This window comes from Eubacterium sp. AB3007 (assembly GCF_000688015.1).
Taxonomy (GTDB): domain Bacteria; phylum Bacillota; class Clostridia; order Peptostreptococcales; family Anaerovoracaceae; genus Aminicella.
Window position 1 is genome coordinate 863,359 of the sequence record NZ_JIAD01000001.1, and the last position, 22,685, is coordinate 886,043.

Genomic DNA, 22,685 nt, shown 5'->3' on the forward strand with positions numbered 1-22,685 from the left:
CTTATGCGACCTCTCTGCACAAAGCCTTTGCTTCCGCTCTGTGCCTGATGTACTGTTCTCCCACCTTCTCGCGCTCCCAGTCCTTGCTGACTCTATATCCAACGGGGCTGAAGATCACCTCGCACAGTAGTTCCATGATCGCCCCTGTCAGGGAGCACATGATCACCTGCGTCCAGGTCCACCCGAAGAAATTCAGGGACACGATGATCGCAAACACGAAATTGTCCACGAACTGCCCGATGGCGGTGGAGACATAGGATCTGGCCGCAAAAGCGCCAAATCCGTCAGAGGTCATGTGGCTAGCGACAGTGTGGTTGATGAAAGAGTTGGTAATGGCCGCACAGACCATGGCCGTGCTGCTTCCCAGTACCACATACCAGCTACCGCCGATGGTGTTGTTCAGCGCGTCGTTCACCGACTGAGAACCGCTTGCATAGAACTCTCCCCACATGCCCGGGCTGAGAGACATCAGCCAGAAAACCAGACAGGCCCCCAGATTGATGGTCATGGCCAGAATAGAGACCTTGGCGGCGGCCTTGGCGCCGAACCGCTTGCAGATCATGTCCATGCACAGAAAACTCACCCAACTGAGGGGAAATCCACAATCCAGTGCCAGATACTTGAATGAGATGAATTCCTTGTTCGCCAGCAGGTTCATCATGATCACGCTCACGACAAACAGACAAAGAACAAGACCCGGGATATTCCGCAATAGAATGCGATAATCCACCAGCTCACGTTTAATAAGATTCATTAAATTGTACTCCTTTGGTTTTGATATTTTACAAGCAGGATATCGGACCCGAACTGCTTGGATCGTTACGCTGCCGAATGGCATAATCAATTTATTATAACACACCCGTGTTTCGATGACAAGATGAGTCCTGCCTCCGGTGGAATTCGGCCGGCTAGCGAGTCCAGCTCCTCCTGCCCGCCGCACGCCAGGGACCTGGATCCGCTGCCGGACGCAGTCAGCGTCTTGCCCGACCCGCCGCACGCCACGGACCCCTCTTTTCCGTCAGATATCCCCGGCTAAACTTTTGACGGAGAAAACATGCTTATTATATCTCTCTGTTTCTCGATTTCATCCCATATATGGAATATACTTACAGCCACGCCGGGACTCAGCGGCATTACAGGGACTAATTTGCCACCAAAGGACCGTGAATCACCTTCGCCCCCCCTTTTATGGGCTTTTGTTTTCCGTCACATGATGTCGAATGCACAAAGCAACGGAAAACTCTTCGCTAATCAATTTTCTTGCTCTCTTTTCTGGTTCGCCTCATGTCATAAATGCCGTACAGCCAGACAGAGAGCCCCATTCCAGCCCAGATGACAAGCATTATGATTACTGTAACGAAGAAGATTTTATCCGCCACGGGACCCTCTGTGAGAAACCCAATGCCTGCCACGATGATATCCACCACCGAAAGAACCACGGCAATCCACAGTAACTTGTTATACCTGATTCCTTTTTCTCTCATTTCTGACCTCCATAAAATGTGTGATCAACTTATGAATAAATATTAACACATAGTTCAAAATTAATCCATCCCTCGGCACGCAAAAAAGAAAAAGCGTTGGAATACTGTATTCCAACGCCTATATGGTGGAGCGTACGAGGATCGAACTCGTGACCTCTTGACTGCCAGTCAAACGCGCTCCCAGCTGCGCCAACGCCCCACAACACAACCATTGTACTGGAAAATAGCTGCGTTGTCAATGCCTGTTTTTGAAAGAGGATAATTTCCTCATAATCCCTCTGGCTACTAGAACCCCAGGCTGTCATTGACCAGAATTACATGGATTCGATCCGCATGCTTGGAATACCTGGTGATCAAGAACTGGCAACAGATGGTATCCGGCGACTTGCAGTCCGCACAAGCTCCTGTCTTGGCACAGGGTGTCGACAGTCCAAATCGCTGGGCATTGATGGGAGCAGCCACATTGCGCGCCCGTTTCATGGCACCGTCCACATCGCTGCATACCTTGTTCAATCCTGCGATAAACACCACCTTTCTGGGACCCTGGGCGATGGCAGATACCCGGTTGGCGTTACCATCGATGTTCACGAGAATACCGTCCTCTGTCATAGCGTTGGCACTGGCCAGAAACACATCCGCATCGTAGGCAGCCAGCATGGCAGCTCTTTTATCTTCGATCTCATCCCGATCAATGAAATTGTACTCTCCCTTCTTCAGCGCCTTCACCAGGCCGATCTCGTGGACACTCATGCCCCCGCCCATCGTGACGGTGCTCCCCTCAGCGATGAGCCCCAACGCGATGCTCCGAGCCTCCTCCTTGTCGGCTGCATAATATCCGGTCATGTTGCGGGAGGCAAGTCCCTTGATCACCTTCCCTGCCAACAGTTCGTTTCTCTTTCTGATATTCTCGTTCATGGTTCCTCCTATTCAATGATCTCTCTGATAAGCATGGGAGCACGCCTTCTCTTCTCTCCGATGGAAAATGCGCTCTTCGCTTCAGCGGCGGCCGCCTTCGCCTTCTTCTCGCTGTTGCTGAACACGGTTGCGAGGAGCTCGCCGCGGCTCACCTTCCGTCCAACCTTCTTATTCAATAATACGCCGGCTCCCGGATCGATCTCGTCCTCTACGGTCACCCGCCCTGCGCCCGCATGCTGTGACGCGAGGCCGATCACCTGCGCGTCGATCTCCCGCACAAAGCCTTCCTCCTCTGCAACGATCTCCTTCACAACAGGGGACAACGTCAGTCTCTCTGGGTTCTTCAGAACCGAAGGGGCCCCCCCTTGTGCCTGTATGAAAGCACAGAACTTCTCCCAGGCGGCACCACTCTCCAACAATCTCTCTGCCATCAGCTCGCCCTCTTCCATGCTCCCAGCCTTCTTTCCCAGATAGATCATGGCCCCTGCGATGATCAGGCTGAGCATCCTAATATCTCCAGGTCCTTCTCCTCGGAGCACGTCCATGGCCTCCCGTACTTCCAGACGGTTCCCCACGGCTTGCCCCAGAGGCTGGTTCATGTCGGTGATCACCGCCACCGTCTTACGCCCCGCATCCGTTCCAATATCGACCATCATTTTGGATAGTTCTCTGGCAGAACGGAGATTGGCCATGAAAGCCCCTTTCCCGCACTTGACGTCCAGCACAATGGCATCACTGCCGGCCGCCAGTTTCTTGCTCATGATGGAAGAGGCGATGAGACTACGATTCTCTACAGTCCCCGTCACATCCCGAAGGGCATAAAGTTTCTTGTCGGCCGGAGTGATATGACCGGACTGGCCGATCACAGCAATGCCGGTGTCCCTCACCTGGTGCAGAAAGGCAGCCGGCTCCAGTGTGGTCTGAAATCCTGGAATGGAAGCAAGCTTGTCCACCGTTCCGCCCGTGAAACCCAGCCCTCGTCCGCTCATCTTGGCAATGGGTACTCCGCATGCCGCGGCGATGGGGCCTACGATCAGAGTGGTCTTGTCTCCCACTCCTCCTGTTGAGTGCTTATCCACCTTGATACCCGGAATCTCTGACAGATCCACCGTATCCCCGGAATAGCGCATCAATTCTGTCAGTTGCACCGTCTCCTGTCGATCCAATCCCTGGAAGCAGATAGCCATCAGCAGAGCTGAGACCTGGTAATCCGGGATCTTGCCATCCACATATCCCTTCACAAAGTAGGCAAGCTCTTCCTGGCTGAGCTTGCCGCCATCTCTCTTCTTGATGATGATCTGTTGCATATCCATTGCGCATCCCTCGATTCCTATATTGTGATTTAAGTATAGCAGATAATGATTCCGCTGACAAACATGGAAATGTTGACAAAAGAAAACATTGCGTATAGAATTAAATTTTAATAAATCTGGATAAGGAGGCAAATACAATGGATATTATTCGACGCATTTTGAGCACGATCCTGGCGTTGGTCATCGCCTCAGCCATAGGATATCTGTTTGATTTACTGGGATTCCCGGACACCAGTATCGCTTTTGTCTACCTGCTATCAGTCCTTCTTGCGGTATGGAGATCGAGCAGCCTTTTTCTCGGTCTGGCAGCATCCGTTGCCGCCACCTTCCTCTTCAACTATTTCTTTGCGGCGCCACGGTTCACCTTCACCGTCAATGATCCTAACTACTATGTCACCTTCCTGGCCCTGGCCATGACATCCATCGTGGTCAGCACCCTGACGACCCGATCCAGACAGAAGGCCAGGCTGGCACAGGAACGGGAGAACGAGGCCACCTCCCTCTACATGCTCACCAACCGGCTTTCGGATGCATCCAGTAGAGAGGATATCGTCTCGATCGCTCTACAGGCGATCCACGAAGGCCTTGCCTGTAGTTGTGGTTGCCTCTGCCTGGATGATCGTGGCCAGCCGGAGCCGACCTATGTGTACCTGTCAAAGGACGAAGGGAAATCCCAACTCCGTCGCGAAACGGAAGATCCCAAGTCCATCCTGTATCGGCTGAAACACATGACAGGAAACCCCTCTGAGGGAGAGGAGTTCTACGATTGGCCCCTTTACGGAGGAGATGATCCTCTGGGTATACTCCGCATTCCACAGGAGGAGGCAAGGGAGATGGACGCTGCCCGTCTCCGACTTCTCCACTCCATGATCGACAGCATCGCCCTCGCCCTGGACCGATTCCGAGTAGCCGAGCAACGGATCCAATCCAGAGAGGAGGCTTCCCGAGAGCGATACCGAGCCAACCTGCTTCGGTCCATCTCTCACGATATACGCACCCCTCTTGCCGGGATCATTGGGACGTCTGAGATTCTGGCAGGGATGCTGGATCCAACCGGAAAGCCCTACCACCTGGCTGGAGAGATCCGTACAGACGCTGAATGGCTCCATTCCCTGGTCGAGAACATCCTGAACCTTACCCGGCTCCAGGACAGCAATGTCCGGTTGAAGAAGGAATGGGAAGCTGTAGAGGAGATCGTAGGCGGTGCCGTGGGCCACGTAGAACAGCATTGGCCCAACCAAGAGATCGAGGTGGATCTTCCGGAGGAGATCCTGATGGCGCCCATGGATGCCAAGCTCATCGAGCAGGTCATCATCAACCTTCTGGAAAACGCCATCAAGCACTCCGGTGGCACACCTGTGACCCTGAAGGTCGCTCATGCCTCTTCCGACGAAGCCATCATTGTCTCAGTGCGAGATCGCGGCGCGGGGATCTCCATGCAAGATCTCCCTCATATCTTCCAGCCCTTCTACACTGCCAGTCGCCAACAGATTGGTCCACAACGAAATTTCGGGCTGGGGCTTGCCATCTGTGAGACAATCGTGACAGCGCACGGCGGAAAGATCCAGGCGCGTAACAGCACCGATGGACCCGGTGCAGAATTCTACTTTACTATACCAATGGAGGACAAAAATGGCTCAGAACACTGATAAGATCCTGGTCGTAGAAGACGATGAACAGATCCGAAGCTTCATCGGATATGCTTTGTCCAACGAATCGCTGGCCTATCTCACCGCAAAAAATGGCCGGGATGCGCTGGAATTGCAGCGCACGGAGAACCCTTCCATCATAATCCTGGACCTGGGCCTGCCGGACATCGACGGAATGGAGATCATCCGGCGAGTACGGGAACATTCTCAGATCCCCATCATCGTGGTGTCTGCGCGTGATCGAGAGACAGACAAGGTCGCTGCCCTGGATCTTGGCGCAGATGACTATCTCACAAAGCCTTTCTCCACATCGGAATTGTTGGCCCGTATCCGGGTCGCCTGTCGGCACCTACACGCCCAGACCACAGCAGAAACGACGGAGATCTACTCCGTCAGAGGTCTTTCCCTGGATACCGCCAAACGCCTGGTCTACCTGGACGGCAAGGAACTGCACATGACCCCCATGGAATACAAACTCCTGTACTTCCTGTTTCGGAATATCGGCAAAGTACTGACCACCGGTGCCATCATCGAGGAACTGTGGGGCGCAGGCTATGGACAGGACACCCAGGCGCTGCGCGCGCTCATGGCCGGACTCAGACGAAAGATCGAGAAAAACCCTGGGAAGCCGGAATATATCGTCACGGAGATAGGTGTGGGCTACCGTCTGTTACATGAATAGGAAACCGAAGAGCTGCATGATGCAGCTCTTTTTCTCACAGAATTCTCACATGGTCTGTAGATTTCTCACATCCCCCTCACAGGATATATGCTACGATGAAGACAAAAGAAGGAGGAACACCATGAATCTCATCGAAAGACTACAGAATAGCAAGTTCGTTCAGAAATTGAAAGCCAGTGGGAAATATACCATCATCGTGGGCTGTGGCCGTCTGGGGGCCAGCCTGGCCAACCAACTCTCCGACAAGGGAGAAAACGTGCTGATTATCGATCAGTCCGAGGAATCTTTCCGTAAACTGTCTCCAGACTTTGGAGGCATAGCCCTGAAAGGAGATGGCACCGAGATCCCGTTCCTGACAGACGCCCAGATCCAGCAGGCGACTTCCGTGATCGCTGTCACCAACCATGACAACACCAATGTGATGATCGCACAGATCGCAAAGGAAGTCTTCCACATCGACAACGTGATCGCACGACTTTATGACCCTGACCGGCAATGCGTCTATCAGGAACTTCAGATCAACACCGTCTGTCCGGTGGTACTTTCCACCACACAGGTGGATCAACTGATGTAAGGGGGTAAGGAGAATGAGGACGAGGATCATACTCATTGGCGGAGAAAACGAGGCACGCCATCTGGCCGTCTCTCTCCTGGACAAAGGGTATCATGTGACTGCCATCAACGAGGATCCGGACCAGTGTACTGCCCTTGCATCGATCCCAAAGCTTACGGTCTTCCAGGGCGACGGTTCCAAACCTTTTGTGCTGGAGGATGCCGGAGCTTATCAGGCAGACATCGCCATCGCACTATCCCCCTATGACGATGCCAATCTTGTGATCTGTGAGCTGTGCAAGAAAAAGTTCAAGATCCGAAAAACCGTGGCACTGATCTCCGATCCCAGCAAGACGGAGTTCTTCCACATGATGGGTGTTGACTCCGTGGTCTGTGCCACCACCACGATTTCCAACATCATCGAACAACAGGCGCTGATGAATGACCTGAACACCGTGATGCCGCTAGGTGATAACGGTATTCAGGTCGCTCAGCTCGTGATCCCGGAAACAGCGGCCTCAGTGGGTCGTCGCCTGTGGGAGATCGAACTGCCAAAGGCAGTTATCATCGGGTGCATCATGCGGGACAACCAGAGTGTGATCCCCCGTGGTGATACACGCATACTGGCTGGGGATTCTCTGGTCCTGATCGTCTCTGACGAAGACAAAGAAACGGCACTTAAACAGCTTACCCAGTGATGCTGAAAGGAAAATACGGAGCCATGCTCCTGCTCATCGGGCTGCTCATCGCCTGCCCTCTTCTGGTCTTGCCGTTTTATCCGGAAGAGGTCTGCTGGGCACCTGCCTTCCTTCTGCCATCAACGGTAATCGCAATGATCGGGTTCCTGATCGGCACGGTCCACGAGCCGTCTTCCGGGGAACCGGTGGAGTGGCATTCCCTCCTACAGAAAGGAAGTGGGCCGGTGCTCTTTGTATGGTGTGTAGCTTTCGTCTGTGGAGCGATTCCTTTCGTTATAGGAAGCCAGTTGCCGCCCCTCCCCGCACTGTTCGAGTCGGTGAGCGGCTGGACTACCACCGGCCTGACTGTCTGCGATGTGGAACACACGCCCCACATCTTTCTCTTCTACAGGAGCTTCATGCAATACTGTGGCGGACTGGGCTTTGTGGTGATGATCACCATGGTGCTCAGGGGCAGCCTCTCCATGAGCCTGTACAATGCAGAGGGACATCCGGACAAACTCACCCCCAGTCTGCGGGGAACTGCCCGAGTCATCACCACCCTTTATGTGTGCTGGCTGGTGATAGGTGTCCTTCTGTTTCATCTGGGAGGTATGCCCCTGTTTTCGGCCATTTGCCACACCATGTCGGCTCTATCTACGGCAGGCTTCTCCACGGAGGCGGACAGCATCGGCGCCTATCACAGTCCAATTATCCAGTTGGTCACCATCCTGTTGATGATGATCGGTGCTACCAATTTCTCCATCGTGCAAAGGCTGTCAAAGGGACAGGTACGCCAACTCCTGCGAGAGAGTGAACTGCGATTCATGCTGGGGATCACGGTGTTGTGTACGTTGTTGACGACGGCGGACCTACTGTGGCACAAGGGAGGAACGCTGCCTGGTCGTTTGCTGGATGCGTGCTTTGCAGTGGTGACAACATTCTCTACCACCGGGTATTCCACCGCTGACTACAGCCGATGGCCTGCGATCTCCCTGGGGCTTCTCGCCATGCTGATGTTGATCGGCGGATGCACCGGTTCCACTGCGGGTGGGATCAAGATGGAGCGGGCTTATCTGTTATGTCGAATCACCCGTCTGAACTTGAGGCGGCGCATGGAGCCGGCCCGCTGGGTGTCTGCGCCCTACTACATCCGCGCTCACCGCACCACACCCATCAACGAACATACCAAAGAGGACATCCTGAGCTTTGTCTCCATCTATCTGCTTGTGCTCGGCATCGGGACCCTGCTGATGACTCTGGTGGCGAATTGCAGCCTGCCGGCTGCCGCCTTTGAGTTCGCCTCGGCCCTTGGTACTGTCGGCCTTTCCAACGGGTTGACCTCTGTCGATGCTCCGGCGCTTCAGTTACTTCTGGAGATGTTCGCCATGGTACTTGGTCGCCTGGAGATCTTGATGGTGTTCGTCGGGATCATCGACGGAATACGCGCCGTGAGACCGCACCCAACGCGGTAATGGCCAAGTTCTGGTCTTCGAAATGAAAAACAGCCCCCGCAACAAAATGCGGGGGCTGTCTATCTTATTCAGTTGGTAACGACGTTCCGCCTGAGGTGAATCCCAACCCCTTCATTATTAAGGGATTGACGGCTCTTATGCACCCTGGTCGGGCAAACTGATCAGATATATAACGAAATGTACGGCACTTCCTCAAGGAAAATGTGTAGGTGGAGCGAGACTCCTGACACCGTTACGGACCGAATGTGTACAAAAAATGAACGCACATCCGGTCTTTTTTACAGTCCGCCCCCGCAGAAAAGCGCGAGGGTTTTCACGTTAAGCTTTATGATAAAAACCAACAATGTACAAAAGACGTGGTCGTTGCCCGCCTGAACCCCAACACTGACATGCTGCAGACACCGGCTGCTAAACGCTCCAGCAACAAACGAATTCGTCCAATCATCGACTCAACGAAAAGCGGTTACTTGCTGACCTCCCCCAGGAAACTCTCCCCCATGGCCGTGGGCGGCACCCCCAGATACTCGGTGATGGTCCTGCCGCAGTCTGCGAAGGTCTTTCGGGTGCCGATGTCCGTGCCGGCCTTCACCAGTGCACCGTATACGACAATGGGTACATACTCCCGGGTATGGTCAAACCCGCTGTGGATCGGATCATTCCCATGGTCAGCGGTGATCATAAGGATGTCTTCCTCTCTCATGGCCGCCAGGATCTCCGGCAGCCGGTTGTCCAGATCCATGATAGCCTTCCCATACCCTTCCGGATCTCTCCGGTGCCCATACAGGGAGTCAAAATCCACCAGGTTGGTGAAGATCAATCCGTCTTCCACAGAAGCCATAGCCTCCAGGGTCTTGTCCACACCATCCATGTTGCTCTCCGTATGTACCGCCTCTGTGATACCGGTGCCATTGAAGATATCACGAATCTTGCCAACGGCATAGACCGTCTGCCCCGCCCCGCTGATGTGATCCAGCATGGTCGCCTCCGGCGGTGATACCGCATAATCATGGCGATCGCTGGTGCGGGTACGCTTGCCGTCCACCTTGACATATGGTCTGGCAATGACCCGGCCACAGGCCCAATCACCTACCAGCATCTCTCTGGCGATCTGACAGATCTCATACAGCCTTGGAAGCGGAATCACATCGGTGTTCGCTGCGATCTGGAACACGCTGTCCGCCGAAGTGTAGACGATGGGCTTGCCGGTGGCCTCGTGCTCCTCCCCCAACTCCTCGATGATCACAGTACCTGAGGCCGGGTAGTTGCCCAACACCTCTGTACCGATAGCCTCCTCAAACTGATGGATAAACTCTGCCGGAAAACCATCCGGGTAGGTCTTGAAGGGTGTCAGGGTCTCGATGCCTGCAATCTCCCAGTGCCCCGTAATGGTGTCCTTTCCTCGGGACATCTCCTGCATGCGCCCGAAGGCGCCGGTTATTTCCGTCTCAGGCAAGGCGAACCGCCCTTCAGCACAGTTCTGTATATTTCCAAGCCCCAGCTTGCGAAGGTTAGGAATGGCGAAACCCGGGGTGCCCTCCGCCGCGTGCAGGATGGTGTTGCTTCCCGCATCGCCAAAGGCCGCCGCATCTGGTGCCTCTCCACATCCCATGCTGTCTGCGATGATCAAAATCACTCTCTTCATACTCTTCTGCCTCCCTTCTACGGTCAAGTATACCAAATATTCTGACCCATGACAAACGACCTCCACATCACTTCCACATCAGGTGACCTTCGCTTTCTTCAGCACTCCGTAATCCATGCCTTCCTGATCAATAACACGGTACACCCCCACCACAGTGATCTGTGTATCGTCCTTAGGATAGTCCTCTCCCTCAGCGAGCTGGTATTCCAGCCCCTGAGCACAGCAGGCCGTAGCGTCCTGTACGATGCAGGCATGGTATACTTTCCCGGTACTTTCGTCTTTATAGGAAGCGGCCTTCCCCGCCATGCGGATGGTCTTTCCATCATAATCCCCAGGGGTTTGCAGCATGTTAAAAACCTCAGAATACACCATGGTCGCAGAGAGGCTCGTGAGATCCAGATCTACCTCCTCTTTCTTCTGTTCCTGGGCGGCAGGCTTTGTGCCCTCCTCCGACGAGTTCTTCTGCCTGCATTCCTTCTTTGACTTCTTCTTCCTTGGCTTGATCCCCGATGACGTCCATCAGGTTGATGACAATCATATCCTTGTTGGACGCTTCCTTCAGAACGTCCTCTACCCATTCATCGGATTCTCCTCCGACGTAGATGAACATATCGCAGCCAGCTACCTTTCTGATATCCTCTGCCGTCGGCTGATAGCTGTGCAGATCCACGCCTTTGTCCAGAAGCATGGTCACCTCTGCGTTTGACGGATTGTCACCCAGCACGCCTTTTACCCAACTATAGATCGGAAAGATCGTGGTAACGATCTGGGGACCATTCCCGTTCTTATCTGTCTTCTCTGCAGTCTGTCCACCACAGGCGGTCAGGCAGGTGAGCGCCAGCACAAGAACGAGAACGAGTGAAATGTATTTTTTCATGTCAGAACCTCCATTTTCGTATAACAAAAACTGAGGATGGTTTTCATCCTCTCATATTGACAAAAAACGGGTAAGTTCTTCACATGTTCATTCGAACCTTAAGAGATACGGGTGTTCCCTTGGATAGGAACACCGAAAAGAGTGGTCGCTGCAGGCAGAACACCAGGGATACCAGGGCCATTGCCAGAATGACGACACATCCGCCCCCGATCTGGCGCAGGGTATTCTCACACTGCTGGATCTGCTGACAGATCGGGCAGCCCGCCCCTGCACAGTCGTGGTTTGCTTCTGCAGCAATAATAAAACCAGAGAGGACAATCACAAGAAGCATCGTGGTGACCACGATGCCCATTGCCGTAATTCTCAAGCTTGCTCTTGTCCTCATAGATAATTTAATTCCTTACTTCAGTAGTATCGGATCTCCCTGCAGGTAATCCTGAGACACCAGGCGATAGGAGATACCGTTCATCACGCCCTGCAGGCCGCAGCGGAAACGATGCTTCCCGTGCAGATGTCCGTAGATGCACTTGCTCACGCCGTAATCCTCCAACATCTGCGTGAATCCAGAAGGCTTCAGTTTGTCATTGGTAGGGGGATAGTGCAGCGCAGCGATGATCTCCCCTGCGCCGGAGGCCTTCGCCTCCTGCAGGGAAAACTCCAGCCGAATCAGTTCCCGGTCATAGATCTTCTGATCGTGGTCATCGAACCCTTCTGTCCCTGGACAGATCCACCCCCGGGTACCGCACACCGCCACATCTGCCTCTTCCACCACATAACAGTGGTTTTGCAGGAAAACCATATCATCAAACAGTTGATTCAATTTGGTGATTCCCATCCACCATAGGTCGTGATTCCCCTTGGTGATGATCTTTGTGCCAGGGAGCTCGTGGATCCAGCGAAGATCCGCCATGGCCTCATCCAAGCGCAGCCCCCAGGATAGATCTCCGGGGAGCAGCACCGTGTCCGTCGGCCTGATCTTCGCCAGCCAGTGCTCCCGAATGTTTTCCGCGTGATCCACCCATCCATCCCCAAAGATATCCATGGGCTTCTCAATCCTCTCATCAAAGGACAGGTGCAGATCACTGATCGCATAGATGCTCATACGCGTGCCTATTCCTCATTCTCTTTCTGCGCAGAGGATACCTCCAGCAGGTCTTCCTCCTCCACCTGCACATCCTCTCCGTTGAAGAGCTTGTGCGCCCTGTCCAAGATGTCCAGAGACTCTAGCGCAGGTCCCAGGGCGGCGTTCACTCCGGTGAAGGACAGTTGGATGTCCTTGGTAGAGATCCCGCTGCCGGAATACTGCTTCCTCTCCATCAGATCGTAGTACTCCGCATTCCGCTCACAAAGCTTGTCGAAGTCCTGAAGACTGGTGATCAACATGGTCTTCAGCGCTGTTCCGTACTTATCATCACTATCAACCTGGATAGGACCTGCTTCTTCCAGGATCTTCTGGGCCTCCGCCTGGTGCTCCCGGAATCCTTCTATACAGGGCTTGTAGTCCTGTTTCCGAAACAGGGAGAGTTTCTTCCCCTTCCGGGCAGCTTCCATGGTGGTAACCTTGTATTTCCCCAGTACCTCGTTGTAGTACCGGTCCACCAGGGTGTTCAGATCTTCCTTGTATCCCATGCTCCCTCCTCTGCACTGTTGGGTGCTTCCAATCTCTATATGCTCGCCAGCGCCTGCTCCAGATCTTCCAGAATGTCCTCTACGTTCTCAATGCCACAGGACAGGCGGATCAAGTCAGGACCGACACCGCAGGCGATCAGTTCCTCGTCTGTCATCTGACGGTGGGTGGAGTTGGCCGGGTGCAGGATGCAGGTATGCGCATCTGCCACATGGGTGGCAATGATGGCCAGCTTCAGGTGTTTCATGAACTCCTCGGCTGCCTTGCGCCCACCCTTCACACCGAAAGAGATGACACCGCAAACGCCCTCTGGCAGGTATTTCTGTGCTCTCTCATAGTACTTGTCGCCAGGCAATCCCGGATAAGTGACCCAGGCCACCTTCTCGTGGGAGTCGAGGAACTCCGCCACTTTCTGGGCGTTCTCGCAGTGCCGCTTGACACGCACCGCCAGAGACTCCAGACCCAGATTCAGGAAGTAGGCGTTCATGGGTGCCTGGATCGACCCCAGATCTCTCATGAGCTGGGCCGTCGCTTTGGTGATGAATGCGCCTTCCTTGCCGAATTTCTCCGCATAGGTGATGCCGTGATAGCTCTCGTCTGGGGTACAAAGCCCAGGGAATTTATCTGCGTGTGCCATCCAGTCGAACTTGCCGCTGTCCACGATGACACCACCCACGGTAGCATCGTGTCCGTCCATATACTTGGTGGTGGAGTGGGTCACAATGTCTGCCCCCCACTCGATGGGCCGACAATTGATGGGTGTCGCAAAGGTGTTATCGATGATCAGAGGCACCCCATGGGCATGCGCCGCGTTTGCAAAGCGCTCGATATCGAACACGGTCAGGGCCGGATTGGCGATGGTCTCTCCAAATACCAGCTTGGTGTTCGGACGGAAGGCTGCTTCCAGTTCTTCCTCACTGCAGTCCGGATCCACAAAGGTAAAATCTACGCCCATTCTGCGCATTGTCACATTGAACAAGTTGAAAGTTCCGCCGTAGATGGACGCGGAGGAGATCACATGGTCTCCCTGCCCCGCCAGATTGAAAACGGAGAAGAAAGATGCTGCCTGTCCGGAAGATGTCAGCATTGCCGCCGTACCTCCCTCCAACGCTGCGATCTTGGCTGCCACCATGTCGTTGGTAGGATTCTGAAGTCTCGTATAGAAATACCCTTCTGTCTCCAGATCGAACAGTTTACCCATGTCCTCACTGGTGTCGTACTTGAATGTGGTGCTCTGGATGATCGGGATCATCCTGGACTCTCCATTGCCAGGAGTATATCCCGCATGTATGCATTTGGTTTCTTTTCTCATTTCTTAACCTCCTGGTGGATATTATAACATGCTTCAGAGATTATTTCCATCCTTGCCTGCACCTTCACCCTTCTCTTGTGAATTATCCGGCATTGTATTATACTGTATCAAGGAAAAACAATATGAAAAAGAAACCACTGACAATAAAGATCCTGTTATATGTGTTGCTCGTCCTCGGTGTCTGGGGCTTCCTTCAGCACGATGCGTTTCTATACGAGAAGGACATCTGCCGGATCACCACCGCTGACAATCAGGTACTGCAGGAAAAGACCGGCAGCGACGGCACCCATACCTACAGAGAGACCTACTACCGTCAGACCCTGACCGGCGTGCTGCTTAACGGCGCATACCGTGGCAAGACGGTACGCTTTTCGAATGACTTTCAGAGTTCCCATGTCTACACGGTGGAATACAAGCCCGGTGACCAGGTGTTCCTGGACTCTCTGAAGCCAGCTTCTGCAGGAGCGCCGACCGCCCTCACCGCCCAGGCTGCCGGCACCAAGCGGGATAGCTTTGTGCTCAGCGTGCTGGTCGCACTCTTCGGCCTCTTTCTGCTAGTCGGGGGACGCCGCGGGGCACTGACCATACTCAGCCTTGCGCTGAATATGGCGGCCTTCTATGTGGTGCTGCGTCTGTATCTGCAGGGGATCAACCTGCTCGCCGCCACCATCCCGATGACGGTGTTCTTCACGGCCATGCTGCTTTTCTTTATGTACGGGCATAGCCGCCGCACATGGCTTTCCCTTGCCGCGACCTTGCTCACGGTTCTGGTGACCACCGGGCTGGCTGCCCTGGTGTTCGCAACCTGCGGAAGCATCGATTATGATTTCATGGAGTATCTGGTCCATCCTTACGAGCCTACAGACGCCCTCATGATCTTCCTCTCGGAGATCCTGGTGGGTTGCCTGGGGGCTGTCATGGACGTGGTCGTGACCATCGTCATGACCTGCGACCAGATTGCAGAGACCTCGCCGAATGCCTCTTACCGGGACTACATCGCCTCTCTTCGGGAGGTGGGTGATGATCTGGTGGGCACCATGGTGAACCTGATGTTCTTTACAAACATCGCGGCCTGCCTCCCCGCCTTCCTCCTATATATGCGCAATGGGATCGCCCTGCGGACGATCCTGCACTATAACGTGTTCTTTGAGTTGGCGCGGTTCCTCACCGGAAGCATAGGTCTGGTACTGGCCATTCCAATCGCTGCCGCCCTCTCCATCTACTGGTATGACCGTCACGGCAGAAAGGAGGCAGCCGCATGATCCTGCTTGTATTATCCGCTATCCTGATCCTGCTCATCCTCCTGATCTGCGGCGACAAAGGCAGCCGATCGATCCTGTCCACTGCCATGAACGCAGGGATCTTCCTGTGTGCCCTGTTTCTGATCTATCGAGGACTGCCTCCGGTGCTCATCACCTTCGGCGCCTGCGTGATCATCACTCTGGTCACCCTCTTCTTCCAGAATGAGATCAACCAGAAGTCCAAGGTCGCCTTCTGCTCTGTCGTCCTGGTTATCGCCCTGCTCCTGCCGCTGGTGTGGTTCCTGGCAAGTGGCGCCAACGCAGAAGCTTTCCCGGCCGAGCAGTATGAGCTGACGGACTCCAACGGGTATACCCGCAACATCGGCGTGGACATGCTCTCCCTGCAGATCTCTGTCATGATCATCGCTCTGATCGGCACGGTGATCGACACCTCTGTGGCCATCACTGCTGCCACCTGGGAGATCCACACCAATAACCAGGCTCTGTCTCCAGCGCGGCTGATGGCGGCCGCCTTCACCGTGTCCAAGGCGATCCTGGCCACCTCTATCCACACCATCTTCTACATATATATTGCCGAGTTCCTGACACTGTTCATCCAATACCTGGAGGATTACAGTTTGCTGACAGTCCTGAACAGCCAGTCTCTAGCCCGGGAGGTGATCACCATCTGCGTCAGCGGCATGGGATGCTGTCTGGTGGTACCCGTGAGCACCGTGCTGGCCGTATGGACGGTGAAACACGACAGCGTTGCCGGTCGTATGCGCATCCGCCGTTGAAGACTCCGTTCCCTATTCCCCAGGCAGAAGATGATGCATCAATGAAGAAAAAAACAGCCGACCACTAAGGGTCGACCGCTCCATTTTCAGATTACCATCATAGAAATGAGTCATTTGCAGAGCTCTGATCACAATATCTCTGGTGATCAATACCCGTAGCTGACCAGGTCCCAGCCGCCGTCCTTTTCTCTGGCGAGCCAGAACTGGTAGTCCTCATATTCCTGATCCGGTTCCCAGGCACCGGCCTCTTCCTTTGGGGAGTGGAAGTCGCAGAGGAACTCGCATACCTGCGTGTACTTGGCCCCCTTGCTCAGCGAATTCAGCCACTTGATGTTCTCCTTGGAATTGCTTTTGTCCCCAGCGTAGCGCAGGCTGTGCATCTCGCAACCTTCCCAGGCTGCAAACTCGCACTTAACCTGAATCGCGGCCTCCTCCAGTTCCTCCTTGGAATAGAGGTCGGATTTTCCGTAGTCGATGGTCACGTCAGATGCCTTCACCGCGCCGAGGTACTCCTCCAGGGTGATTCCCTTCTTCATGATCTCTGCCGCCTTGTCCGGGTCATCGATATACCGGATATGCCAGGGTTCGTATCCGTATCCTGTGATCTGTTCCTTGTCCTTCAGGTAACGGAGGATGAACCCGTGACTGGCTAGTTTCTCGTGGATCTTCGCCCAGATCTCCGGATACTGGATCATGTCCTCGTTCTCCGTGAGGTCCTTTCCATCGACGATCAGATACAAATCAAGCGCAAGTCCCGTGTGGTGCTCCGAGTAGCCAGGTTGAGCCACAGTCTTCTTGGCGTAGTCTTCCCCGTATTTCTTGGTGAAATCATCCATGATCTTCTGCTGTGCTTCCACGCTGCGGCGAGCTGAATCCAGATCTACATGGATGTCTTCCTTCTCAAGCTCTTCCTTCAGCGCCAGATAGGCATCGTAGGATTTCTTCTCCACCTCAACCTCGTCGCCAACGCTGTTGGTGAACCTGGTCGTCTCCAGCGCATCCTCCCAGCCATCCGGCAGCTGGTTGAGCTTGTTCACCAGCACCATATAGTCGATGGCTCCGGACTCTTTCTCTGCTCCCTTCTCGCCCTCGGTGCTCCCGCAAGCTGCCAGCACCCCCGCAAGCAGAACGACAAGCGCCAGTACTGTCCACTGTTTAATCGTCCTTTTCATCTGTTTTCCCTTCCATCAATCGTCTGATCACATCCGGCACCTCTGATGCGGCATACATCTTCAGCACCGGCCCCCGGTTGTCAAACTGGTCGTACCCGGCGCAGCAGGCCTGGCAGCCACCGATGATCAGGAGTCCGTCGTAGACCTGTCCCTCCTGGGCGTGCTCCAACACCAGATCTCCCCGTTCCCGGTCGATCTGTACCTTGATGCAACGAAAGGCTGCCCCCCGGTCATACCGGGGATTGCAGCCTCCACAAAATCGTACGCCTATTCTCCTCATCCCGTGACTCCTGTCTGACCACTGTGTTCGCATGACCGTCCCAAGTCAGTAATATCCTACATCTCTATCTAACCATATTTTGCCGAAGATGTCTATCCCAAACTGACCACGGGAAGAAAAGATGGCGATACTACACCCGAAGGGTATTACTGAAGGCACTGTACTGGATAGCCTTCCCACGCACTGTTTTGTAGGCACGGATCCTTACAAAGTGCTGTCCCTTCTTCAGTTTGATCTTCTTTTTCACGATCTTACCGCTCTTGCAGCGGATTGTCTTTTTCCCCTTGTGGAATCCTCTGTCTTTCGCGGTTTCGATGATATACCCACTTGCTCCGGCGACCGGTTTCCAGTTTAGGGTACATTTTCTCTTCTTGGTCTTTGATTTTCTGACAGAGGGCTTTCCCAGAGGCGCAGGCACGACCTTCTTCTTGGGCGCGGGCTTTTTCGCAGCGGGCTTGTTCTCTCCGGCTTTTTCAGGCGACGGGGGTCTGATGATGCGAACCTCTCCCTGCTCTCCTGTAAAGGCCCCGGAGATTTCACCGCTATACACAACCGTATCCGATGATCCCTCGTGGGATGCAACTGTACCCGCACACTCAGATGAGGTGATGCTTCCGCCTTCGCCCTGCCCAAGCAGGCCTCCCACATAGAGGAAGTATCCGCTGGTCACGGCTTCGACAAGGCAGCTTTCCCGGCAGTCCTTGATCTGCAGGTTCTCTCCCCGTCCGACCAGTCCACCGGCCCAGACATTCTGTCCGCCTGCGTTGGCGCGAATCTCTCCGCTGGCCTGGCATCCGCTGATCGCACAGCCGGCTCCGGCCACGCGTTCTTTCTCCGTGAGACTGTACTCTTCAATGTCCGGGGTATTTGGCGCCATGCGACAAAGCCCTGCAACGCTGCCCACGTACAAAGTCTGATCTCCAGATACGTTGATCTGGACATCCTTCAGTTGGAGATCCCGCACCACCGCCGATGCTCCCAGCACACCGAAAAAACCGTAAGCAGGCTGCTTCCGGGTCGGATTCAGCGGAGCCCCTTTTGTACCCAGACGCATACCTGAGATCGTATGCCCCTGTCCATCAAAATAGCCTTCGAAGGAGCATCCTGCTTCTCCGACAGGTTCCCAGGCAAGCCCCGACAGATCCAGATCCTTTTCCAGCCTGACATGGATGCCCTGATAGTCCACTGCATCGGTGACGGATTGTCTAAACTTCACCAGCTGAGACACATTGTCGATCAGAAACGGTTCCTCTTCCGTACCCTTGCCTCCAGCAAACAGATCGCTGCGTGGCGCGGATGGATCGCCGTTGCCAAGGTTCTCTCTTGAATTGTTGAGAGCACTTCTGGTCGCCTCCCGAATGGCCCGACTGCTCTTGGTCGCGCCGGAAATATTGTCCACCTCAGGCTTCTGTTCCTGCAGAATCGCCAGAAACGTCGCCTTGGCCTTTTCCCAATATTTTGGTGTTTCGTTTTTCGCCAGAACACGAATGGTCTCGATTTTTCCGTCTTTTACCTGAACACACAGGGTGACTTTCCCGTACTTTCCGTCACCGTTCCCAACGAAGAAGCCGTCATGCAGCGCACCTGCTGCGGATGGGGTCTCTCCCCCATCCGCAGTATCCTCAGCGTACACGGCTGCTGTCATCGCCATTCCCAGAACGACCAGAACGGCCACGAGCAGGATGCGCAGGGTCCAGCGAGTTTTCCCTTTGAACGAACTACGCATTTACTTTACCTTCACTTTCTTCACAGTCGACCAGCCGCTAGTATAAAGTTTACCGCTTACCTTCTTGCAGCTGCGCACACGCACCTCGACCATGCTCTTTTTCTTAAGCTTCTTGATGCGTACTGTTTTCTTCTTGGCCGTGATCACCTTCCATGTGCCGTTGCCCTTCCGGTACGCCACCTGGCAGAAAACACCGCCCTTTGGCTTTCCAACCTTGACCTTGACGGCTTTACGCTTTCTCTTGATTTTCTTGATGCTGGCTTTTCCGGGCAGGATCCGGAAGGTCTTGGTGATCACTCCGTTGTACGCGCCGGTTCCCTGGATCCTGACGGTCGCGGTTCCGATGTTCAGGTTGTTGGAATAGGACGCCTTATAGGTGATCTTCTTATCCTTGTAAACGCCAACGATGTTCTGTGTCTGTTTTTTCCCGTTGTAGACTTTGTCATGGAAACCGCGGAAATACGCGGCCTTGATCCCGATCTTCTGGACCTTCCCTCCCGCGGGCTTGCCCTGCGGATCATTCGCAGACTCCTTCACCGTGACCTTGCAGGCGGGATAGAACACATAGGGAACCGATTCACTCTCGATAGAATCCAGTTCGTAGACACCCGTCTTTCCGATCTTGAACAGGAGCTTTCCGTTGTCATCCGAAGCCTCGACGCACTTCACGATCTCCCCTGTCTCGGTATTCTTCAGTGTTACCGTTATATCCGGCATCGGACCAAAGGTGTTGGAAAGCGCCGAATCATCATAGGTACTGCTGTTCGCCGAATACAGCATTCCCTTCAGTTTCATTGTAAACCGTTCCCCAGCCTTAACCGTCTTCTCTGGCTCCTCAAAGAACACGTAAGCATTGCCCGGGTTGGTCTTGTAATACACGTACAGATCAACGCGATCCCCATCCTTCAGTGGCAGTTTCCTGACATCCATGTTCCTGGCGGAGTAGCCGGTCCCGTTGATGCGGTAGGTCAGTCCGTATTCCATACCATCCTTGCCAAACAGTTTTCCTACCGGACTGAGCATGCCATTGAGTCCCTCTGAGAAATACTTATGTGCCGTGTGGCCCTTCTCATCCGTATAGAGGTTGGCTTCGTCAAAATCTTCATAGAGCTCACGATGAGCCGCCACCATAGCATCTACCATGGTGACGCGGTTCTTCGCTCCGGACACCCTATCCTTTCCGTAGCCGGCACCGCTCTCATTGGTGAGCTCCAGTTCCATTTTCTTTGGCGGCTGGTTCGGCTCCATGTGCGCGAATACCGTGACCTTGGCGGTTTCCGGAACTTCCTTCTCATCATACGCGGTATCAAACGCCTTGCGTAGCTTTTTCTCTGCATCTCCCGGTGTGGCCTTATCGACCTCGGTTCCTTGGGCGATCTCCTTGTACTCATCAATGATGCTCTGGATCTCTGCGATGGTTCCCTCTTCAAACTGGCCCGGCTCTTTGCCTTCTTTCATCAGCGCCAGTTCCTCCTCTGCTTCCTGGATCTTCATCTCAAGGAGTGTCTTGTTCGTCGCGCTGGGTTTGCTAGCCGGGGTAGTGGTCACATCAAGGATCTCCGGATCTTTGTTTCCTGCCGTATAGAACCACTTACATTCCAAATAGTTCTCCGACTGAACGACGAACTGTACTCGTTCTTTCTCCTTCAGCACATATGCCCCATCCTCCTCGGCTTCCATGGGGCTGTCCGCATTCCCATCGAAGAAGGCCTGAACAGTCTTGTTCTTCATCTCAGGATACCCTAAGGGAACCTCACACAGGGGCTTGACGCGGTAGGTCCTAGGTTTGCGGATCGCCACCACGGCCTCGTAATCGCGCTGATCCGGAATGACACGTGCCGTCTGGGCCAGATAGCCATCTGCCGTCACCGAACAGTTGGTGTAGACGCCGTGCCAGACACTGTACTTGCCATCCTCTGGCTGAATATCATTTATCTTGCCTACAGAGACTTTGAGCTCTGCCTGGGGAACTGGTTCCCCAGTCTCCTCATCGATGATCTTGACCGTCATCAGGTCCTTACAGTCCTTCTCCGGGACAACGGGGATCTCGTAGGTCTCACTCACTGTCTTCGGCACAAAGCTGCCTGTATAGCTGCGGCCTTCTACCTGGTTTCCTGTATAATACCCAGAGGCCGCAGTCGTCGTCGCCTTAACCGTATACTTGGTCCCGGGCGTCAACTTGTATTTTCCATCCTGATCCGGTTTCACTTCTCCGGTCTTTTTTCTGGAAATCTTCCAGGTGACCTTGATCTCTACGCCCTCGGTCACGACTTCACCGGTGCGCACATCCACTGCCTGGATGCTCGCCGCGGACTCTGCCGGGCTGGCGGACAGATACAGGGTGAACGCCTGTGAGGCCAGAGGCTCCGCAGTCCCAGCATCGATCGCCTCGTCCTTTTCGGTCGGCTTATACAGAGACAGAGTTGCCTCTACCTTGGTGTCTTCCTTGAGTTCTTCCAGAGAGAAACTGCTGCCCGAGGACTTTGCGCCACCAAACAGCGTCTCATCCGAGAACGTCCATCCGCTTTTGAAGATGCCATTCTCCGGCTGCTTAAGCTTCAAGGCCTCTACCTTCTCGCCCTTGTCGTTGTAAGCAGATACCAGATAGCCATCTCCCGACAGCGTAGCATCGCCCTCGTCCGCAAAGATCCCTTCCGCAACGTAATGCTGCTGGATGTATTTTGCTGCTTCCAGTTTCTTAGAAGGACGCTGTATGCCATCACTCACCTTGCTCAATCCTGCAGATTTGATGGTCACCTTGTGATCATACCAGGTATCTCTGCCGTCTCTATAGGCATGCGCCGCGACCTGGATCTCTTCGTCCAGCGCCCGCACCGGTACAGGCCAGAATGTGAAATGCCCATCCTCATCAGCATAGTAAAGAAGATCGTCTGCATTTGCAGACGCTGCTTTCTTGGCCGATCCAAGGTACAGGCGGTTGAACCCGCTCCCTGAGAGGGACAGCACCGCACTCATAATACCATCCTGCACATACAGGGTACATTTTGAAAACTTGAACATTCCGCTGTCCGTGGTGGCCACCGCACTATACGTACCATCCTCCAGCACCTGCGCCGGTGCCGCAGTGGCTTCCTGTATCCCTTCTGTCTCACTGCCATCTGCCGCAAACGAGACCGATGGCACCATCATGGTCACCACCAACATGACAGACAACATGATTACTGTCAGTCTACTTCCGATTTTCTTCAATTAAAAACCTCCTTTGCATCTCATATGCAACGGAGGCCCATATAAAACCGTTCG

At 54.1% G+C, this 22,685-nt stretch carries 22 protein-coding genes and 1 tRNA gene; 7 read left to right on the plus strand and 16 right to left on the minus strand.

Features of this window, described 5'->3' with window-relative positions:
* Position 1: 1 nt before the first annotated feature.
* From P156_RS0104340 to P156_RS0104360, 5 genes are all read right to left on the minus strand, one after another.
* Entirely contained in the window at positions 2–754 is a 753-nt protein-coding gene (locus tag P156_RS0104340) for a VUT family protein (protein ID WP_027869083.1), read from the minus strand.
* Between the two features lie 493 nt (positions 755–1,247).
* Positions 1,248–1,484: a hypothetical protein gene (locus P156_RS0104345; protein WP_027869084.1), complete on the minus strand. Its 237-nt coding sequence runs from the start codon at positions 1,482–1,484 to the stop codon at positions 1,248–1,250.
* 123 nt (positions 1,485–1,607) lie between these two features.
* A tRNA-Ala gene (locus tag P156_RS0104350) sits at positions 1,608–1,683 on the minus strand.
* An 86-nt stretch (positions 1,684–1,769) separates the two neighbouring features.
* Complete coding sequence (locus P156_RS0104355; protein WP_027869085.1) at positions 1,770–2,399, minus strand: lactate utilization protein; 630 nt, start codon at positions 2,397–2,399, stop codon at positions 1,770–1,772.
* 8 nt (positions 2,400–2,407) lie between these two features.
* On the minus strand, positions 2,408–3,706 hold the full coding sequence (locus tag P156_RS0104360) for a thymidine phosphorylase (protein WP_242838696.1): 1,299 nt from the start codon (positions 3,704–3,706) through the stop codon (positions 2,408–2,410).
* A 143-nt stretch (positions 3,707–3,849) separates the two neighbouring features.
* On the opposite strand from P156_RS0104360, the gene P156_RS0104365 reads away from it, so the two are divergent.
* The 5 genes from P156_RS0104365 to P156_RS11540 all read left to right on the plus strand — a co-directional run bounded on the left by P156_RS0104365 (position 3,850) and on the right by P156_RS11540 (position 8,747).
* Complete coding sequence (locus tag P156_RS0104365; RefSeq protein ID WP_034802213.1) at positions 3,850–5,361, plus strand: ATP-binding protein; 1,512 nt, start codon at positions 3,850–3,852, stop codon at positions 5,359–5,361.
* Positions 5,345–6,043 carry a response regulator gene (locus tag P156_RS0104370; RefSeq protein WP_027869088.1) on the plus strand — a complete coding sequence of 233 codons (699 nt, stop codon included), beginning with the start codon at positions 5,345–5,347 and terminating at the stop codon, positions 6,041–6,043. The genes P156_RS0104365 and P156_RS0104370 overlap by 17 nt, the downstream gene beginning before the upstream one ends.
* A 121-nt stretch (positions 6,044–6,164) precedes the next feature.
* On the plus strand, positions 6,165–6,617 hold the full coding sequence (locus P156_RS11535; RefSeq protein WP_051600628.1) for a TrkA family potassium uptake protein: 453 nt from the start codon (positions 6,165–6,167) through the stop codon (positions 6,615–6,617).
* A gap of 13 nt (positions 6,618–6,630) precedes the next feature.
* On the plus strand, positions 6,631–7,293 hold the full coding sequence (locus tag P156_RS0104380; protein ID WP_027869089.1) for an NAD-binding protein: 663 nt from the start codon (positions 6,631–6,633) through the stop codon (positions 7,291–7,293).
* A complete protein-coding gene (locus tag P156_RS11540) occupies positions 7,293–8,747 on the plus strand; it encodes a TrkH family potassium uptake protein (protein WP_034802216.1) in 1,455 nt (484 codons plus the stop codon). The genes P156_RS0104380 and P156_RS11540 overlap by 1 nt, the downstream gene beginning before the upstream one ends.
* Positions 8,748–9,210: 463 nt before the next feature.
* Here P156_RS11540 and P156_RS0104390 read toward each other — a convergent pair whose 3' ends face one another.
* The 7 genes from P156_RS0104390 to P156_RS0104420 all read right to left on the minus strand — a co-directional run bounded on the left by P156_RS0104390 (position 9,211) and on the right by P156_RS0104420 (position 14,205).
* Positions 9,211–10,389, minus strand: a complete 1,179-nt coding sequence (locus P156_RS0104390; RefSeq protein WP_034802219.1) for a phosphopentomutase — start codon at positions 10,387–10,389, stop codon at positions 9,211–9,213.
* A 78-nt stretch (positions 10,390–10,467) separates the two neighbouring features.
* Positions 10,468–10,737, minus strand: a complete 270-nt coding sequence (locus tag P156_RS11545; protein ID WP_185752139.1) for a hypothetical protein — start codon at positions 10,735–10,737, stop codon at positions 10,468–10,470.
* A gap of 10 nt (positions 10,738–10,747) precedes the next feature.
* The gene (locus P156_RS11550; protein WP_051600633.1) at positions 10,748–11,266 is read right to left on the minus strand and encodes a metal ABC transporter substrate-binding protein; all 519 of its coding nucleotides are present in this window, start codon (positions 11,264–11,266) and stop codon (positions 10,748–10,750) included.
* A 79-nt stretch (positions 11,267–11,345) separates the two neighbouring features.
* Positions 11,346–11,651, minus strand: a complete 306-nt coding sequence (locus tag P156_RS12715; protein WP_185752140.1) for a hypothetical protein — start codon at positions 11,649–11,651, stop codon at positions 11,346–11,348.
* Positions 11,652–11,666: 15 nt separating this feature from the next.
* On the minus strand, positions 11,667–12,368 hold the full coding sequence (locus P156_RS0104410) for a metallophosphoesterase (RefSeq protein WP_027869091.1): 702 nt from the start codon (positions 12,366–12,368) through the stop codon (positions 11,667–11,669).
* 8 nt (positions 12,369–12,376) lie between these two features.
* A complete protein-coding gene (locus tag P156_RS0104415) occupies positions 12,377–12,895 on the minus strand; it encodes a hypothetical protein (protein WP_027869092.1) in 519 nt (172 codons plus the stop codon).
* Positions 12,896–12,930: 35 nt separating this feature from the next.
* Positions 12,931–14,205: an O-acetylhomoserine aminocarboxypropyltransferase/cysteine synthase family protein gene (locus tag P156_RS0104420; RefSeq protein ID WP_027869093.1), complete on the minus strand. Its 1,275-nt coding sequence runs from the start codon at positions 14,203–14,205 to the stop codon at positions 12,931–12,933.
* A gap of 122 nt (positions 14,206–14,327) precedes the next feature.
* Here P156_RS0104420 and P156_RS0104425 point away from each other — a divergent pair, with 122 nt between their 5' ends.
* Together P156_RS0104425 and P156_RS0104430 are read left to right on the plus strand one after the other, a co-directional pair.
* Positions 14,328–15,467 (plus strand): YibE/F family protein, encoded by a 1,140-nt coding sequence (locus tag P156_RS0104425; RefSeq protein ID WP_027869094.1) that lies wholly within the window; start codon positions 14,328–14,330, stop codon positions 15,465–15,467.
* Complete coding sequence (locus P156_RS0104430) at positions 15,464–16,243, plus strand: YibE/F family protein (RefSeq protein ID WP_027869095.1); 780 nt, start codon at positions 15,464–15,466, stop codon at positions 16,241–16,243. The genes P156_RS0104425 and P156_RS0104430 overlap by 4 nt, the downstream gene beginning before the upstream one ends.
* A 146-nt stretch (positions 16,244–16,389) precedes the next feature.
* Here P156_RS0104430 and P156_RS12720 read toward each other — a convergent pair whose 3' ends face one another.
* The 4 genes from P156_RS12720 to P156_RS0104450 all read right to left on the minus strand — a co-directional run bounded on the left by P156_RS12720 (position 16,390) and on the right by P156_RS0104450 (position 22,631).
* On the minus strand, positions 16,390–17,415 hold the full coding sequence (locus tag P156_RS12720) for a D-alanyl-D-alanine carboxypeptidase family protein (RefSeq protein ID WP_051600637.1): 1,026 nt from the start codon (positions 17,413–17,415) through the stop codon (positions 16,390–16,392).
* A complete protein-coding gene (locus P156_RS0104440) occupies positions 17,399–17,695 on the minus strand; it encodes a hypothetical protein (protein ID WP_027869096.1) in 297 nt (98 codons plus the stop codon). Before P156_RS0104440 ends, P156_RS12720 begins: the two co-directional genes overlap by 17 nt.
* Before the next feature lie 130 nt (positions 17,696–17,825).
* Positions 17,826–19,421 (minus strand): FMN-binding protein, encoded by a 1,596-nt coding sequence (locus tag P156_RS0104445; protein WP_027869097.1) that lies wholly within the window; start codon positions 19,419–19,421, stop codon positions 17,826–17,828.
* Positions 19,422–22,631 (minus strand): hypothetical protein, encoded by a 3,210-nt coding sequence (locus P156_RS0104450; protein WP_027869098.1) that lies wholly within the window; start codon positions 22,629–22,631, stop codon positions 19,422–19,424.
* Positions 22,632–22,685: the final 54 nt, after the last annotated feature.